This is a genomic window from Comamonas composti DSM 21721 (assembly GCF_000429845.1).
Taxonomy (GTDB): Bacteria; Pseudomonadota; Gammaproteobacteria; order Burkholderiales; family Burkholderiaceae_C; genus Comamonas; species Comamonas composti.
Map to the genome: position 1 here is coordinate 63,089 of NZ_AUCQ01000002.1, position 17,406 is coordinate 80,494.

The 17,406-nt window shown below is 64.8% G+C and carries 16 protein-coding genes; 12 read left to right on the forward strand and 4 right to left on the reverse strand.

Going from position 1 to position 17,406, the window contains the following annotated elements:
- Positions 1-4: 4 nt before the first annotated feature.
- The 7 genes from G486_RS0102010 (at position 5) to tatC (ending at position 4,090) form a co-directional block, all read left to right on the forward strand.
- Positions 5-409 (forward strand): phosphoribosyl-ATP diphosphatase, encoded by a 405-nt coding sequence (locus G486_RS0102010; protein WP_027014026.1) that lies wholly within the window; start codon positions 5-7, stop codon positions 407-409.
- Positions 406-798 (forward strand): DUF4870 family protein, encoded by a 393-nt coding sequence (locus G486_RS0102015; RefSeq protein ID WP_027014027.1) that lies wholly within the window; start codon positions 406-408, stop codon positions 796-798. The genes G486_RS0102010 and G486_RS0102015 overlap by 4 nt, the downstream gene beginning before the upstream one ends.
- A 25-nt stretch (positions 799-823) precedes the next feature.
- Positions 824-1,852, forward strand: a complete 1,029-nt coding sequence (locus tag G486_RS0102020) for a patatin-like phospholipase family protein (protein ID WP_027014028.1) — start codon at positions 824-826, stop codon at positions 1,850-1,852.
- A gap of 78 nt (positions 1,853-1,930) precedes the next feature.
- A complete protein-coding gene (locus G486_RS0102025; protein ID WP_034386483.1) occupies positions 1,931-2,287 on the forward strand; it encodes a histidine triad nucleotide-binding protein in 357 nt (118 codons plus the stop codon).
- A 106-nt stretch (positions 2,288-2,393) separates the two neighbouring features.
- Entirely contained in the window at positions 2,394-2,639 is a 246-nt protein-coding gene (tatA, locus tag G486_RS0102030) for a Sec-independent protein translocase subunit TatA (protein WP_027014030.1), read from the forward strand.
- A gap of 18 nt (positions 2,640-2,657) precedes the next feature.
- A complete protein-coding gene (gene tatB, locus G486_RS0102035) occupies positions 2,658-3,158 on the forward strand; it encodes a Sec-independent protein translocase protein TatB (RefSeq protein WP_027014031.1) in 501 nt (166 codons plus the stop codon).
- A gap of 107 nt (positions 3,159-3,265) precedes the next feature.
- A complete protein-coding gene (gene tatC / locus G486_RS0102040; RefSeq protein WP_027014032.1) occupies positions 3,266-4,090 on the forward strand; it encodes a twin-arginine translocase subunit TatC in 825 nt (274 codons plus the stop codon).
- A gap of 164 nt (positions 4,091-4,254) precedes the next feature.
- Here the strand turns inward: tatC and G486_RS0102045 are convergent, their stop codons facing one another.
- From G486_RS0102045 to G486_RS0102065, 4 genes are all read right to left on the reverse strand, one after another.
- Positions 4,255-5,730 (reverse strand): glutamate synthase subunit beta, encoded by a 1,476-nt coding sequence (locus tag G486_RS0102045; RefSeq protein WP_027014033.1) that lies wholly within the window; start codon positions 5,728-5,730, stop codon positions 4,255-4,257.
- 45 nt (positions 5,731-5,775) lie between these two features.
- Positions 5,776-10,539, reverse strand: coding sequence for a glutamate synthase-related protein (locus tag G486_RS0102050; protein ID WP_027014034.1), 4,764 nt, complete (start codon positions 10,537-10,539; stop codon positions 5,776-5,778).
- A 181-nt stretch (positions 10,540-10,720) separates the two neighbouring features.
- Positions 10,721-11,437: a transposase gene (locus G486_RS0102055; RefSeq protein ID WP_027014035.1), complete on the reverse strand. Its 717-nt coding sequence runs from the start codon at positions 11,435-11,437 to the stop codon at positions 10,721-10,723.
- A gap of 114 nt (positions 11,438-11,551) precedes the next feature.
- Positions 11,552-12,346, reverse strand: a complete 795-nt coding sequence (locus tag G486_RS0102065; RefSeq protein ID WP_051303021.1) for an IclR family transcriptional regulator domain-containing protein — start codon at positions 12,344-12,346, stop codon at positions 11,552-11,554.
- Positions 12,347-12,489: 143 nt separating this feature from the next.
- Here G486_RS0102065 and G486_RS0102070 point away from each other — a divergent pair, with 143 nt between their 5' ends.
- The 5 genes from G486_RS0102070 (at position 12,490) to G486_RS0102090 (ending at position 17,380) form a co-directional block, all read left to right on the forward strand.
- Entirely contained in the window at positions 12,490-13,185 is a 696-nt protein-coding gene (locus G486_RS0102070; protein ID WP_027014037.1) for a 3-oxoacid CoA-transferase subunit A, read from the forward strand.
- 166 nt (positions 13,186-13,351) lie between these two features.
- Positions 13,352-14,005 (forward strand): 3-oxoacid CoA-transferase subunit B, encoded by a 654-nt coding sequence (locus G486_RS0102075; protein WP_027014038.1) that lies wholly within the window; start codon positions 13,352-13,354, stop codon positions 14,003-14,005.
- A 113-nt stretch (positions 14,006-14,118) separates the two neighbouring features.
- Entirely contained in the window at positions 14,119-15,324 is a 1,206-nt protein-coding gene (pcaF, locus tag G486_RS0102080; RefSeq protein ID WP_027014039.1) for a 3-oxoadipyl-CoA thiolase, read from the forward strand.
- 3 nt (positions 15,325-15,327) lie between these two features.
- The gene (gene pcaD / locus G486_RS0102085) at positions 15,328-16,122 is read left to right on the forward strand and encodes a 3-oxoadipate enol-lactonase (protein WP_027014040.1); all 795 of its coding nucleotides are present in this window, start codon (positions 15,328-15,330) and stop codon (positions 16,120-16,122) included.
- Between the two features lie 196 nt (positions 16,123-16,318).
- Complete coding sequence (locus G486_RS0102090) at positions 16,319-17,380, forward strand: cyclase family protein (RefSeq protein ID WP_034386396.1); 1,062 nt, start codon at positions 16,319-16,321, stop codon at positions 17,378-17,380.
- Positions 17,381-17,406 lie beyond the last annotated feature (26 nt).

The window sequence follows — 17,406 nt, forward strand, 5'->3', positions numbered from 1 at the left end:
TCCCATGTCCACCCCAGAAACTCCCGCCCTCTCCCAAGACAGCCTGGCCCGCCTGGCCCAGGTGATAGAAAGCCGCAAGACCGCCAATGGCGGCGATCCCGAGAAAAGCTATGTAGCCCGCCTGCTGCACAAGGGGCCGGACGCCTTTCTCAAGAAGATCGGTGAGGAGGCGACCGAAGTGGTCATGGCCGCCAAGGACGCCGACCATGGCGGCGACACCGGAAAAATCCTCTACGAGGTGGCCGACCTCTGGTTTCACAGCATGATTGCCCTGGCCCACTACGGCCTCACGCCGGCCCAGGTGCTGGCCGAGCTCGAGCGCCGCGAAGGCACCGGCGGCCTGGAGGAAAAAGCGCTGCGCAAGGCCCAGCAGCGCGCACTGCAGGAAGAAAAAGGAGTGCTGCCATGAGAGATGACGACATCATCGAAGCCCGTGCCCTGGACCAGGCCCAGATGGACGGCCTCAAGTCCTGGGGCTGGGTCAGCTATGTGCTGCACCTCATCGTGGCTGTGGCCGTGGTGCTTCCCGGTGCCCAGCCCAGTCTGGCCCTGCTCATCATTGCGCTGGTCATGGACCTGGTCAAACGCGACGATGCGCGCGGCACCTGGATGGCCAGCCACTACGCATGGCGCATACGCAGCGTGATCTGGTCGGGCGTTTTATACCTGATCACCTTGCCGCTGTGGCTGCTCGTCGCTCCCGGCTGGATTGCCTGGACGGTGATCTCCATCTGGTTCCTCTACCGCATCGTGCGCGGCATGGTTGCCATGAACGACAACCGCGCCGTTTACTCCTGAGTCCCCCCTGCTTCGCCCACCCGCCATGGCCACCTCCTCCCATACGCTGAACCTGGCCCTGCAAGGCGGCGGCTCGCATGGCGCCCTGACCTGGGGCGTGCTCGATGCCCTGCTCGAAGACGGGCGCATCCACATCGAAGGCATCAGCGGCACCAGCGCGGGCGCCGTGAACGCCGTGGCCCTCGCACATGGATTTGCCCAGGCCGCGCACCGCGAGAGCCAACCCGAAGCCGCACGCGCACTCGGCGCCCAGCTGGCACGCGAGGCCCTGGCCGAGCTGTGGCGCGGCGTGGGCGCCATGGGCTCGCTGATGTGGGGCTCGCCCCTGCCGGGCAGCCCCTTCATGGGCGCGCTCAACCAGTTTTTCTCGCCCTACCAGACCAATCCGCTGGATTTCAACCCCTTGCGCAAGCTGCTGGAGCGCGTGGTCGACTTCGAGGCCCTGGCCAATACCCCCCTGCCCGAAGTCGTTCCCAGGCTCTTTGTCTGCGCCACGAACGTGCGCACGGGGCGCGGCCACATCTTCTCGGGCGACAAGCTCAGCGCCGATGCCGTCATGGCCTCGGCCTGCCTGCCCCAGCTGTTCCAGGCCGTGGAGATCGAGGGCGAGACCTACTGGGATGGCGGCTTCTCGGGCAACCCGGCCCTGCACCCGCTGATCTACCACACGCACTGCAACGACATCCTGCTCGTGCAGATCAATCCCATCGAATACAACGACATCCCCAGCACGGCCGCCGACATCAGCGACCGCATGAACGAAGTCACCTTCAACGCCAGCCTGCTCGCCGAGCTGCGCGCCATCGACTTCGTCAAGCGCCTGCTGGAGCAAGGCAAGCTGGACCCCGAGCGCTACAAGAACGTGCTGCTGCACCGCGTCGATGGTGGCGCCGTGCTCAGGGGCTACAAGGCCTCGAGCAAGTCACGCGCCGACCTGCGCCTGGTGCTGGAGCTCTTCGAGCTCGGCCGCGAACAGGGCCTGCTGTGGCTCAGGACGAACCGCAGGCACATAGGCCAGCGTCAGACCTTGCAGATCAACGAAAATGCCCCGTGAGACGCCTGTGCGTCAGACACGCTCAGACCGTTCCCCTATCCCCTTTGCTTACGGAGCCCATCCGCTTCCATGTCCGACATGCACGATCCCAACTGCCTTTTCTGTCGCATCACCCAGGGGCAAATCCCCTCGCGCAAGGTCTATGAGGATGACGAGGTTTTTGCATTTCACGACATCCACCCCGCAGCACCCGTGCACTTTCTGATGGTGCCCAAGAAGCACATCGCCTCCATGGCCCAGGTTGAGGCCGAGGATGCGCCGCTGCTGGGCCGCCTGCTGGCCCTGGCACCGCGCCTGGCCGCCGAGCAGGGCTGCAACCCCTATCCCGCCGGCGGCTTTCGCCTCGTGGTCAACACCGGAGCCGAAGGCGGCCAGGAAGTCCACCACCTGCACATCCACGTCATGGGCGGCCCGCGTCCATGGCTCAAGGGCTGAGCAGACTGCTCCCTAGGGTTTACCGCAGTCGCCGCATTTGTGGGGCCATGCGCAAGCATGGGCGCGGCGGCAAGTCTAAAATGCCCCGTATTCTTAGGAGATTTTCATGGGCTCGTTTTCCATCTGGCACTGGCTGATCGTGCTGCTCATCGTGGTTCTGGTCTTTGGCACCAAGAAGCTCAAGAACATAGGCACCGACCTGGGTGGCGCAGTCAAGGGTTTCAAGGATGGCATGAAGGACGGATCGACCTCCGACCCGGCGTCCGACCCCGCCTCCCCTGCAGGCCAGGTAGCCAACCAGACCAGCGCCGACAAGACCACGATCGACGTCGAAGCCAAGCAAAAGAACTGATAGCGACAGCCTGCATCCATGATTGATATTGGCCTGTCCAAAATGGCGCTGATCGGAGCCGTGGCCCTGGTGGTCATAGGCCCCGAGAAGCTGCCGCGCGTGGCGCGCACCGTCGGCACCCTGCTGGGCAAGGCCCAGCGCTACGTGGCCGACGTCAAGGCCGAGGTCAACCGCTCCATGGAACTCGACGAGCTGCGCAAGATGAAGGACAGCGTGGAGAGCGCGGCGCGCGGCATGGAGCAATCCGTGCACACCGCGGCCTCGGACTTCGAGAAAGACTGGAACCAGGCCACGGGCGAGGTCACGAGCGCGCTGGACGACGGCGGCTCGGCCCTGTCCTCCTACGAAGGCTCGGGCAGCTACAGCTCCGTGACCCCCAGCTACCGCCATCCGCGCAAGAACTGGCGCATCAAGCGCGCCGCCGTTCCCCAGTGGTACAAGGCCCGCGCCGGCGTGCGCAGCAAGGCCCAGTCGGGCGCAGCACGTGTGGCACGCTTTCGGCCCCAGAAGCCCCGCTAACCCCATGCGGGCATTCACAGCCGGCCTGGGCAGCCGACCGGGCGCCTGCAGCGCCTTCATCGTTTTCACCGCGCAGCGTCCAGGCCCTGGCGCTGCCGTACTCCACCATGTCCGATACATCCCCTAAAGAAGACGAGCTGGCCGGCACCGAGCAGCCCTTTGTGCAGCACCTCATGGAGCTGCGCGACCGGCTGCTGTACTGCATCTACGGTATTGCCGTGGCCGTGGCCCTGCTGGCTCTGTGGCCTGGCCCGAACGGGCTGATCGATTTCATCGCTCAGCCCATCAAGGCCCATATGCCGCCGGACGCCAAGCTCATTGCCGTGGGCGTGTTCTCGCCGTTCTTCGTGCCGCTCAAGGTCTTGATGATGGTCGGCATGCTGGCCGTGCTGCCCTGGCTCATGTACCAGATCTGGGCCTTTGTGGCACCGGGCCTGTACAGCCACGAAAAGCGCTTTGCGCTGCCGCTGATCATCTTCGGCAGCCTGCTGGCCTATGTGGGCATCGCCTTTGTGCAGTTCTTCGTGCTGGACAAGATGTTTGCCTTCATCCAGGGCTTCACCCCGGACAGCGTGGCAGCCACGCCCGACATTGCGTCCTATGTGGAGGCCATTCTGTCGCTGTACCTGGCCTTCGGCCTGGCGTTCCAGGTGCCCATCGTCGTGATGCTGCTGGTGCGCTTTGGCCTGGTCGACATTGCCAAGCTCAAGGCGTTTCGCGGTTATTTCATCGTCGTGGCCTTCATCATCGCGGCCGTGGTCACGCCGCCCGATGTGATCTCCCAACTGGCGCTGGCGATTCCCATGTGCCTGCTCTACGAAGTCGGCATTCTGGGCGCGGGCTGGTTCAGCCGCATCTCACGCGCGCCCGAAGAAGTGCCCGAGCCCGGCACGGCCGTGGACAAGCCCGCAGACGACAAGCCCGCCTCCTGAGAGCGTGAACAAACTCTGAAATCACTATATAAAAAATAGCTGCTACCACCTGCCAGACATGGATTTCAGATACAAACCATATTGAAATCCAGAAGGAGCAAGCGGTAGCAGCTATTGTTTTTCATGGACCAGCCTTTGCCTGCAGGCCGCCTGCGTGCTGAGCCTCAGCGCGGCAGCTCGGAGCGCCCCATGAGGAACTCGTCCACGGCCCGCGCGGCCTGGCGGCCTTCGCGTATGGCCCACACCACCAGCGACTGGCCACGGCGCATGTCGCCGGCCGCGAACAGCTTGGGCACATTCGTTGCATAGCCGCCCGTGAAGTCGGTCGTGGCCCGGGCATTGCCACGCGCGTCCTTGTCCACACCAAAGGCATCGAGCACCGCAGCCACGGGGCTCACAAAACCCATGGCCAGCAGCACCAGGTCGGCAGGCAGGATTTGCTCGCTGTCCTCGACCTCGCTCATCTTGCCGCCCTGCCATTGCACGCGCACGGTCTTCACGGCCTTGAGCTGGCCTTTCTCCCCGATGAACTCCTTGGTGGCGATGGCGAACTCGCGCTCGCAGCCTTCCTCATGGCTGGAGCTGCTTCGCAGCTTGATGGGCCAGTAGGGCCAGACCAGGGGCTTGTCCTCCTGCTCGGGCGGCATGGGCATGAGCTCGAACTGGGTCACGCTGGCCGCGCCATGGCGGTTGCTGGTGCCCACGCAGTCGCTGCCCGTGTCGCCGCCACCGATGACGATCACATGCTTGCCGTCGGCACGGATCTGGCCCTTGAGCTTGTCGCCCGCATTGACCTTGTTTTGCTGGGGCAGAAACTCCATCGCGAAATGCACGCCCTTGAGCTCGCGCCCCGGCACGGGCAAATCGCGCGAGACTTCGGCACCGCCCGTGAGCAGCACGGCGTCGAACTCGGCCATCAGTTGCTCGGGCGCCATGGTCTCCCCGGCCCAGTTCGTGATCTTGCTGTCCTTGCCCAGACCGTTCTTGCCGGCCACGAGCACGCCGGTGCGGATTTTCACGCCTTCGGCCACGAGCTGCTCCACGCGGCGATCGATATGGCTTTTCTCCAGCTTGAAGTCGGGAATGCCATAGCGCAGCAGCCCGCCCACGCGGTCGTTCTTCTCGAACAGCGCGACCGCGTGGCCCGCGCGCGCCAGTTGCTGGGCTGCGGCCAAGCCTGCGGGCCCCGCCCCCACCACGGCCACGGTCTTGCCGCTTTTGCGCGCGGCGATCTGGGGCTTGATCCAGCCTTCGCTCCAGGCGCGGTCGATGATGGCGTGCTCGATGCTCTTGATGCCCACGGCATCGCTGTTGATGTTGAGCGTACAGGCCGCTTCGCAGGGCGCGGGGCAGATGCGGCCCGTGAACTCGGGGAAGTTGTTGGTGCTGTGCAGCGTGGTGCTGGCATGCTTCCAGTCGCCGCGAAACACAAGGTCGTTGAAGTCCGGAATGATGTTGTTGACCGGGCAGCCGTTGCTGCAGAACGGCGTGCCGCAGTCCATGCAGCGCGCGCCCTGGATCTGGGCCTGGCTGGCGTCCAGGCCGATCACGAATTCCTTGTAGTGCTGAAGGCGCTGGGCCACGGGCGCGTAGCCCTCTTCCAAGCGCTCGTATTCCAGAAAGCCGGTGCTCTTTCCCATGATGTGTCCTGGTATGTGGGGTTCTTCTAGTGCCGCTCTCGCTGCTTACTTGGCGGCCACGGCGTCTTGCGCCACCTCTTTCACCACCTCTGGTGCCGGTGCTGGCTCGGCGGCCTGCTGCTTGCGCACATGGATTTCGGCCAGAGCGCGCTGGTACTCCAGCGGGAACACCTTGACGAAGCGGGCACGCGCCTCGGCCCAGTGGTCGAGCAGGTAGCGGGCACGCGCCGAGCCGGTTCTGCGGCTGTGCTCCTCGATCAGGGCGCGCAACTGCCGCTCATCGCTTTCGCCGTGGTGCCAGATGGCGCGCGGCACCTGCATCTGGTGCTCCTCATGGGGCAGAACGCGCTCCAGAGCCACCGAGGCCTTGTTGCAGCGCTGGGCGAACTGGCCGTCCTCGTCGTACACATAGGCCACGCCGCCGCTCATGCCGGCCGCAAAGTTGCGCCCGGTTTTGCCGAGCACGACCACGGTGCCGCCCGTCATGTACTCGCAGCCGTGGTCGCCCACGCCCTCGACCACGGCCGTGGCGCCCGACAGGCGCACCGCGAAGCGCTCGCCAGCCACGCCGCCGAAAAAGGCCTGGCCGCTGGTGGCACCGAACATCACGGTGTTGCCGACGATGGTGTTGTGCGCGGTCTCGCCGCGGAACTCGTGGCTGGCATGCACGATGAGACGCCCGCCCGACAGGCCCTTGCCCGTGTAGTCATTCGCATCACCCTTGAGGTCCAGGGTCACGCCCTTGCACAGAAAGGCGCCGAAGGACTGGCCACCCGTGCCTTCGAAGTGGATGCGGATCGTGTCGTCCGCCAGGCCTTCGGGATGGACCTTGGTCACGGCCCCCGAGAGCATGGCGCCCACGGAGCGGTTCACATTGCGCGCCACTTCCATGATGCGCACCTTCTCGCCGTGAGCAATCGCGGGCTGGCAGCGCTCGATGAGCTTCACGTCCAGCGCCTGCTCCAGCAGGTGGTCCTGCTTTTCCACATGAAAGCGCGCGACTTCGGCCGGCATCTCGGGCAGCGCGAACAGGCGCGAGAAGTCCAGGCCCTGGGCCTTCCAGTGGGCGATGCCGGCGCGCGTGTCCAGCAGGTCGGCGCGGCCGATCAGGTCATCGAAGCGGGCAATGCCCAGTTGGGCCATGATCTGGCGCACTTCCTCGGCAATGAAGAAGAAGTAATTCACCACATGCTCGGGCCGGCCCGAGAACTTGGCGCGCAGCACCGGGTCCTGCGTGGCCACGCCCACGGGGCAGGTGTTGAGATGGCATTTGCGCATCATGATGCAGCCCTCGACCACCAGCGGAGCGGTGGCAAAGCCAAACTCGTCGGCCCCCAGCAGCGCGCCGATGACCACATCGCGCCCGGTCTTCATCTGGCCATCGGCCTGCACGCGGATGCGGCCGCGCAGACGGTTGAGCACCAGGGTTTGCTGGGTTTCGGCCAGACCGATTTCCCAGGGCGAGCCCGCATGCTTGATCGACGACCAGGGCGAGGCGCCCGTGCCGCCATCATGGCCGGCAATCACCACATGGTCGCTCTTGCACTTGGCCACGCCGGCCGCAATCGTGCCCACGCCGACTTCGGACACCAGCTTGACCGAGATGTCCGCATGCGGGGCCACGTTCTTCAGGTCGTGGATCAGCTGTGCCAGGTCTTCGATGGAATAGATGTCGTGGTGGGGCGGGGGCGAGATCAGGCCCACGCCGGGCACGCTGTGGCGCAGCTGGCCGATGTAATCGGAGACCTTGCCACCCGGCAACTGGCCGCCTTCGCCGGGCTTGGCGCCCTGGGCCATCTTGATCTGGATCTGGTCCGAGGAAGCCAGGTACTCGGCCGTGACGCCGAAGCGCCCCGAAGCCACCTGCTTGATGCGCGAGCGCAGCGAATCCCCGGCCTGCAGCGCGATGTCGGCCTCGACCTTGTCGGTGCCGATGATGGAGGCCAGGGTTTCGCCCTGCTGGATGGGTATGCCCTTGAGCTCGTTGCGGTAGCGCCTGGGATCTTCTCCGCCCTCGCCAGTGTTGCTCTTGCCACCGATGCGGTTCATGGCCACGGCCAGCGTGGCATGGGCTTCGGTGCTGATCGAGCCCAGCGACATGGCACCCGTGGCAAAGCGCTTCACGATCTCCTTGGCGGGCTCGACCTGGTCCAGCGCAATCGCGCGCGCAGGATCCAGCCTGAACTCGAACAGGCCGCGCAGTGTCATATGCCGACGGCTCTGGTCGTTGATGATTTGCGCATACTCCTTGTAGCTGCTCCAGCTGTTGGAGCGCGTGGAGTGCTGCAGCTTGGCAATCGCATCGGGCGTCCACATGTGCTCCTCGCCACGCGCGCGCCACGCGTATTCGCCGCCCGCATCCAGCATGGTCTCCAGCACGGGATCGTCGCCAAAGGCGGCCCGGTGGTTGCGTATTGCCTCCTCGGCAATCTCGAACACGCCAATGCCTTCCACGCGGCTGGCCGTGCCCGTGAAGTATTGCTGAACGGTGTCGCTGTTGATGCCGATCACCTCGAACAGCTGGGCGCCGCAATAGCTCATGTAGGTGGAAACGCCCATCTTGGACATGATCTTGGACAAGCCCTTGCCCACGGCCTTGACATAGTTGTAGATGGCCTTGTCGGCCGAGAGCTCGGCGCCCAGGCCCTGATGCATGTCGGCCAGGGTTTCCATGGCCAGATAGGGGTGGACGGCCTCGGCACCATAGCCGGCCAGTACCGCGAAGTGATGCACCTCGCGCGCCGTGCCGGTTTCCACCACCAGGCCCGCGGCCGTGCGCAGGCCCGTGCGCACCAGGTGCTGGTGGATGGCCGACAGCGCCAGCAACGCCGGAATGGCCACCTGCGTGGCGCTCACATGGCGGTCGCTGATGATCAGGATATTGGCCCCGCCCCGGATCGCATCCACGGCCTGGGCACACAGCGAGGCCAGCTTGGCCTCCACGCCCTGCTTGCCCCAGGCCAGCGGGTAGGTGATGTCGATGATGACGCTCTTGAACTTGCCGTGCGTGTACTTTTCTATGTCGCGCAGCCTGGCCATGTCGGCAAAGTCGAGCACGGGCTGCTGCACCTCCAGCCGCATCGGCGGGTTGACCTGGTTGATGTCCAGCAGATTCGGCTTGGGGCCGATGAAGGACACCAGGCTCATCACGATGGCTTCGCGTATGGGGTCGATCGGCGGGTTGGTGACCTGCGCGAACATCTGGCGAAAGTAGTTGTAGAGCGGCTTGTTCCTGTCGGAGAGCACGGCCAGCGGGCTGTCGTTGCCCATGGAGCCAATGCCTTCCTCGCCGTTTTGCGCCATGGGCGCCAAGAGGAACTTGATGTCCTCCTGCGTGAAGCCAAAGGCCTGCTGGCGCTCGAGCAGCGGCAGGCTGGCGGGCTCGGGCGCAGCGCTTTGCGTACCGCCCACACGGCCCAGCTTGATGCGCAGGTTCTCTATCCACTGCTTGTAGGGCTTGGTGTTGACGATGTTGGCCTTGAGCTCGTCGTCCTCGATCATGCGCCCCTGCTCGAGATCGATGAGCAGCATCTTGCCGGGCTGCAGCCGCCACTTGCGCACGATCTTGCTGTCGGGCACGGGCAGCACGCCGGCCTCGGAGGCCAGGATCACCAGATCGTCTTCGGTGACCACATAGCGCGAGGGACGCAGACCGTTGCGGTCCAGCGTGGCGCCGATCTGGCGGCCATCGGTGAACACCAGGGAAGCCGGGCCGTCCCAGGGCTCCATCATGGCCGCGTGGTATTCATAGAACGCGCGGCGGCGCTCGTCCATGGACTCGTTCTGCTCCCAGGGCTCGGGGATCATCATCATCACGGCCTGGCTGATGGAGTAGCCGGCCATGGTCAGCAGTTCCAGGCAGTTGTCGAAGGTGGCAGTATCGGACTGGCCGGCAAAGCTGATGGGGTAGAGCTTTTGCAGATCGTCGGCCAGCACGGGCGAGGCCATCACACCTTCGCGCGCCAGCATCCAGTTGTAGTTGCCGCGCACGGTGTTGATCTCGCCGTTGTGCGCCACATAGCGGTAGGGGTGGGACAGCGGCCACTCGGGAAAGGTGTTGGTCGAGAAGCGCTGATGCACCAGGCCGATGGCCGAGACGCAGCGCTCATCGGCCAGGTCCAGGTAGTACTCGCCCAGCTGGTTGGCCAGCAGCAGGCCCTTGTAGACCACGGTGCGGCTGCTCATGCTGGGCACATAGTATTCCTTGCTGTGCTTGAGCCTGAGGTTCTGGATGGCGGCGCTGGCCGTCTTGCGGATCACGTACAGCTTGCGCTCCAGCGCGTCCTGCACGATCACATCGGCGCCGCGGCCGATGAAGACCTGGCGCAGGATGGGCTCTTTTTCGCGCACCGTGGGCGACATGGGCATGTCGCGGTTCACGGGCACATCGCGCCAGCCCAGCAGCACCTGGCCCTCGGCCTTGATGGCGCGCGCAAGCTCCTGCTCGCAGGCCAGGCGCGAGGCATGCTCCTTGGGCAGAAAAATCATGCCCACGCCGTATTCCCCGGCAGGCGGCAGGACAACGCCCAGCGAACCATCGGGCGCCACGCCGGCGCTGGCCATTTCCTCGCGATACAGCTGGTCGGGAATCTGCAGCAGGATGCCCGTGCCATCGCCCATGAGCTTGTCCGCGCCCACGGCACCACGGTGATCGATGTTTTCGAGGATCTTGAGCGCGCCGCGAACAATGTCGTGGCGCTTGACGCCCTTGATATGCGCCACGAAGCCCAGGCCGCAGGCGTCGTGTTCGTGGCTCTTGGAGTACAGACCGTGGTCTTGGAGATGCTGGATCTCGGCAGCCGTCGTCATGGCGGAATCCTCAAATTTTTCGCAGGGAAGGCGAGATTACATCCATGCATCAACCCATGCAATAAATTTATATGAGGGTCAGATTCCAATTAAATCCATATCAAAAAAGTAGAAAATTAATAAGGGACATATTTAAAAAAGAAAAGCAATCCCAGAAAAATCAAAAAGATAGCTCACTGACTCAGGCTTGCTTCAGCTCTTGGCCTTGGCCTGCAGGCTGGCTTGCAGGCCTTCCCGCACGCTGGCGCGTGAGGCGCCTTTTTGTTTTTTGTTGCAATTTTTCCAGGAAGTCGGCACTGCCAAGAGCCCATCCGCGCATGGCGGCCTCGTCTATGCGCTCGCGATCGTCGGCACTCAGTCCCTGATTCACGGCCTGCACATAGGCGGCATCACGCGCAAACGGCGTATTTCCCAGAGTCCAGAAAACCGCATGCGGCTGGATCCAGCCATTGCTGGCAAGCCCGGCATTGTGCGCATGGCTGGACCAGGGCCAGTCACCAGCCTGTGCGACAAGGCCTGCATGTACCGGGCAGGTATCCATGAACACCATGCAGGCGAGCAACCAGTCGGGCTCGATCACCGTGCCGCGATAACGTCCTTCCCACAGGGTTCCGCTGCGTCCGTGACGGTCGTTGAAGTAGCGCACATAGGCCCGGCCCAGAGCCTGCATGAGCTTGGGCAGGCCTTCGGCAGTGCGCGGCGTGAGCAGCAGATGGAAGCGGCTGGGCATGAGCAGGTAGGCATGGACCTGCACTTGCCAGCGCGGCGCCTGATCGCGCAGCAAGTCGAGCAGGGTTTCATGGTCCTGCGCATCCATGAAGATCACCATGCCGTTGTTGCCGCTCTGAACCACATGGTGGGGCTGATCGGCAATGGTGAGTCTGGGCAGGCGGGCCATGGGCAAGCAATCAGAATCCGAAGGCCTGCATTATCCATGCCTCTTTCAGCAGCCGGCTTTCACCCATGCAGCCCCACTTCGTCTGCAACACCACCCGATGGCACAGGCCTTGCATCAGGCCCTGGAGGAAGCCCTGAGCAGTTGGCTGATTCTCCCGGCCGCAGCCAGCAGATGCGGCAGCAAATCCTCCTGCATCATGGCTGCACTGCTGCGGTTGGCCTGACCGCTGATGTTCAGCGCCGCCACGGTACGTCCGGCAGCGTTGGTAATGGGCGCGGCAATCGAGATCAAGCCTTCTTCCAGCTCCTGATCGACCAGGGCCCAGCCCTGGGCCCTCACTCGGGCAATGCTGCCCAGCAAGGCCTGGTCGTCCTGCTCGGTCAATGCCGTGAAGTGCTGGCGATCACGCGCTGCCAGAAGCGCCTGCAGGGATTCCTGGCTCTCGCCCGCGAGCAGCACCCGGCCCAGCGAAGTCCAGAACGCGGGCAGGCGCGAACCCACGCGCAGGTTCGTGCTCATGATCTTGTGGGTGTGGATGCGCAGCACATAGACCACCTCATCACCATCGAGGATGGCCACCGAGCAGGACTCCTTGACCTGATCGGCCAGGGCCTCCATCACGGGCTCGGCCAGGTTCCAGACCGGCGTGGAGCTCAGATAGGCAAAGCCCAGCTCCAGTATGCGCGGCGTGAGCTGGAACAGCCGGCCATCGCTTCTCACATAGCCCAGGGTCTGCAGCGTCAGCAGGATGCGGCGGGCGCCGGCGCGCGTCATGCCGGTGCGCGCTGCAACTTCGCTCAGCGTCTGCTCCGGCGCCTGAGCGCTGAAGGAGCGGATCACGTCCAGCCCCCGGGCAAAGGATTGCACATAGCTGTCACTGGGCTTGGGCGATGTGTTTTCGGTGTTCATGGGGTTTTCCCTGATGTGGTTTCTACAGCCGCCAAACGGCTGTTTGAGTTCCTATAATTCTTTTAGCGAACATTTGTTCTATATGCGAACATTCTACCGCTTTCGCCTTCCGCGCAAGCGCTCATGTCTGCAGGAGCCCACACATGATCAACAAAATCACCGATACCGTCGCCCAAGCCCTTTCGGGCATACAGGACGGCGCCACCGTGCTCATCGGCGGCTTCGGTACGTCCGGCAACCCTATTGAATTGATTGACGGCCTGATCGCCACCGGCGTGCGCGATCTCACCGTGGTCAACAACAACGCAGGCAACGGCGAAGCCGGCCTGGCTGCACTGTTGAAAAGCGGCCAGGTGCGCAAAATCATCTGCAGCTTCCCCCGCCAGGTGGACAGCTGGGTGTTCGACGATCTCTACCGCAGCGGAAAGATCGAACTCGAACTCGTGCCCCAGGGCAATCTGGCTGAGCGCATGCGCGCTGCCGGCGCCGGCATTGGCGCCTTCTTCTGCCCCACGGCCTACGGCACCGAGCTGGCCGCCGGCAAGGAAACCCGTGAAATCAACGGCAAACACTATGTGCTGGAGTACCCCATCTATGGTGATGTGGCGCTGGTCAAAGCCGAAAAGGGCGACCGTTGGGGCAATCTGAGCTATCGCATGTCGGCCCGCAATTTCGGCCCCGTGTGCGCCATGGCGGCCAAGTACACCGTGGCCACAGTGCATGAGCTGGTCGAACTGGGCGAGATGGACCCCGAGGCCATCGTCACCCCCGGCATCTATGTCAGCAAGCTGGTGAAGGTGGATCGCGTGGCCACCAAAGCCGGTGGGTTTAAGCAGTGAAACACCCCCTGAGCGGCTACGCCGCTTCCCCCTCTCTGGCTGCGCCGGAGGGGGACGGCACCTTCGGTGCGGGGCGGCCCTTCCTCGGTGCCCCTGAGCTGGGCTGCGCCAGTTTTGCGCGCTGCGCTCCACGCCACGGACAACGGAATATGCAGGAGATACCAGCATGAGCAACTATCAAAAACGAAGCAAAGACCAACTGGCTGCCCGTGTGGCCCAGGACATCTTTGACGGCGCCTATGTCAATTTGGGCATTGGCCAGCCTACCTTGGTGGCCAACCATATTCCGGCCGACCGCGAGGTGGTGCTGCATTCGGAAAACGGCATCCTGGGCATGGGCCCCGCACCGGCCAAGGGCGAAGAAGACTACGATCTGACGAATGCCGGCAAGCAGCCCGTCACCTTGCTGCCCGGTGGCAGCTATTTCCACCATGCCGACAGCTTCGCCATGATGCGCGGCGGCCATCTGGACATCTGCGTGCTGGGTGCCTTCCAGGTCTCGGCCACGGGTGATCTGGCCAACTGGAGCACGGGCGAGCCCGGCGCCATTCCCGCCGTGGGCGGCGCCATGGACCTGGCCGTGGGTGCCAAATCCACCTGGGTGATGATGGACCTGGTCAGCAAGGCCGGCGAGTGCAAGGTGGTCAAGGCCTGCAGCTACCCGCTCACCGGCCTGGCCTGCGTCAAGCGCATCTACACCGATTTGTGCACGCTGGAATGCACGCCCACCGGCCTGCGCCTGGTGGACCTGGTGCCCGGCCTGTCACATGCCGAGCTGGAGGCCATCATCGGTCTGCCGATTGCAGCGGCAACAGCATAAACCGTAGCAGTCACCGCACGCTCCTACTCACTTTCACATAGATAACAGCTGCAAATGCTTGATAGACAAGCACAGGCAGCTCCTGTTTTCCTTGCCCAACCGGAGACACAGCCATGAGCAACCAAGCCTTTATCTGCGACGCCATCCGCACCCCCTTCGGCCGCTACGGCGGCGCGCTGTCCAGCGTGCGCACCGACGACCTGGGCGCCTTGCCCATCAAGGCGCTGATGGAGCGCAACCCCGGCGTGGACTGGACAGCCGTGGACGATGTGCTCTACGGCAACGCCAACCAGGCCGGTGAAGACAACCGCAACGTGGCCCGCATGTCCAGCCTGCTGGCCGGCCTGCCCATAGCCGTGCCCGGCGCCACCCTCAACCGCCTGTGCGGCTCCGGCCTGGACGCCGTGGGCTCTGCCGCCCGTGCCATCAAGTCCGGTGAAGCCCGCTTGATGATTGCCGGCGGCGTGGAATCCATGAGCCGCGCCCCGTTTGTGATGCCCAAGGCCGAGTCCGCCTTCAGCCGCAACAACGCCGTGTATGACACCACCATTGGCTGGCGCTTCGTCAACAAGCTGATGAAGCAGCAGTACGGCGTGGACTCCATGCCCGAGACCGCCGAAAACGTGGCCGACGACTTCAAGATCGAACGCGCAGCCCAAGACCGCATGGCCCTGGCCTCGCAGCAAAAGGCGGCCGCCGCCATTGCCGCTGGCTACCTGGCGCAGGAAATCGTCAACGTCAGCATCCCCCAGAAAAAGGGCGATGCCCTCATCGTCAGCCAGGACGAGCACCCCCGCGCCACCACGCTGGAAGCGCTGGCCAAGCTCAAGGGCGTGGTCCGCGAAGGCGGCAGCGTGACCGCAGGCAATGCCAGCGGCGTGAACGACGGCGCCTGCGCCCTGCTGCTGGCCAATGCAGAAGCCGCCAAGCAGTACAACCTCGTGCCCCGTGCCCGCGTGGTGGGCATGGCCACCGCCGGTGTGGCCCCGCGCATCATGGGTTTTGGCCCGGCCCCCGCCGTGCGCAAGGTGCTGGCCCAGACCGGCCTCAGCCTGGCCGATATGGACGTGATCGAGCTGAACGAAGCCTTTGCCGCCCAAGGCCTTGCCGTGCTGCGCGATCTGGGCATTGCCGACGATGACGCCCGCGTCAACCAGTGGGGCGGCGCCATCGCCCTAGGCCACCCCCTGGGTGCCTCCGGCGCCCGCCTGGCCACCACCGCCGTCAACCAGCTGCACACCCTGGGTGGCCGCTATGCGCTGTGCACCATGTGCATCGGCGTGGGCCAAGGCATTGCCGTGATTCTGGAAAAGGTCTGAGCCATGAGCGCCCCCCAACAACTGGCTACCGCTGCCGGTACTTTCCGCATCCAGCTGCAAGGCCCCGAGGGCGCACCGGTGCTGGTGTTCTCCAACTCCCTGGGCACCACGCTGGAGATGTGGGAAGCCCAGGCCCAGGCTTTCAGCCGTGATTTCCGCGTGCTGCGCTACGACACCCGCGGCCATGGCGCCAGCGTGTGCAGCCCAGGCCCTTACAGCTTTGACCAGCTGGGTGGCGATGTGCTGGCCATTCTGGATGCGCTGCACATCGACAAGGCGCATTTCTGCGGCATCTCCATGGGCGGCCTCACCGGCCTGTGGCTGGGTGTGAACGCCGCTGCACGCATGCTGAGCATCACCGTGGCCAACAGCGCCGCCAAGATCGGCGCCGAGGGTCCATGGCTGGAGCGCGCGGCATCCGTGCGCGCCCAGGGTGCGGCCGGCATGCAGGCCCTGGCCGATTCCTCGCCCAGCCGCTGGTTCACCGAGGGCTTTGCCAAAGCCCAGCCCGGCGTGGTGCAGACCGCCCAGGCCTGGATTGCCGGCATTGCCCCCGAAGGCTATGCCGGCTGCTGCGAAGCCCTGGCCAAGGAAGACCTGCGCGCCGCCATCACCAGCATCGCCACACCCACGCTGCTGGTGGCCGGCGCCCACGACCCGGTGACCACGGTGGCCGATGCCCAGGCCATGCAGGCCGCGATTGCAGGCTCGGCACTGGCCACGGTGCCGGCCTCGCACCTGTCCAACCTGGAAGCACCCGAGGCCTTTAACGAAGCCCTGAAGGGCTTCTTGAAATGAAGCACCCCCTGAGTCGCTTCGCGCCTTCCCCCTCTCTCTTCGGGAGGGGGACGACAGCCGAGCGTAAGGGACGGCCCTTGCTCGCTGTCCCTGGCCTGGGCCGCGCCTGCTTCCTGCGACTCAGGGCATCACCAGCACCACCCAAAACGGTGCTGCACGTCGGAGCCCCGCTCCGGCTGCTGAACAAGGAGCACGCATGTCCATTTCCAACCCTCGCTGGAAGCACCGCCCCCCAGGCTCGACCTGGGGCGACTTCGGCCCCAACGACCAACTGGGCCGGCTGAACCTGCTCACCCCTGAAAAGGTGCGCCAGGGCGTGGCCGAGGTGCGCGAAGGCCTGCGCTTTGCCCTCAGCCTGCCGCTGGACTATCCGGGCGGCAGCGCACTCAACCCCAACCGCAAGCCCCCCGTGCTGCGTCCTCTGCAGCGCAAGGGCCTGGTCAACTTCAACTGCCTGCTGCAGGAGCTGGAGCCCGGCCGCACCGATGTGCTGTCCGATGACATGGCGATTCTGTCGCTGCAGTACTCCACGCAGTGGGATGGCCTGGCCCATGTGGGCTCGCTGTTTGATGCCAATGGCGACGGCCTGCCCGAGCCGCTGTACTACAACGGCTTTCGCGCCGGCATCGACATCGTCGGCCCGGCCGACATCAGCGGCACCGGCATGCCCGAGCGCCTGGATGACAGCGCCAGCACCAGCTGCGCCAAGGCCCTGGGCATTGAGGCCATGGCGGCCAACGGCGTGCAAGGCCGGGGCGTGATGCTCGACCTGCATGCCCACCTGGGCGATGCCCGCAGCCTGGTGGGCTACGAGCAGCTGATGCGCATCATCGAGGCCGATGGCGTGGAGATTGCCGCCGGCGACATGCTGTGTCTGCACACCGGCTTTGCCCAACGCGTGCTGGAGATGAAAAAGCACCCCGACCCCGAGGTGCTGAACCACAGCTGCGCCGTGCTCGACGGGCGCGACGACAAGCTGCTGCAGTGGATCAGTGACAGCCAGGTGGCCGCCATTGCCGCCGACAACTACGCCGTGGAAGCCCACCCGGCCCGCCCTGGCGCGGACTGCTGCGCGGCCCTGCCGCTGCACGAGCACTGCCTGTTCAAGCTGGGCGTGCACCTGGGCGAGCTTTGGCATCTGACACCGCTGGCCCACTGGCTGCGCGCCCACCGGCGCCACCACTTTCTGCTCACCGCGCCGCCGCTGCACCTGCCCGGCGCCGTGGCCTCGCCGCTGACACCCGTGGCCACGGTGTAAGCCCCCAGTTCAGCCCTTGAAAGACG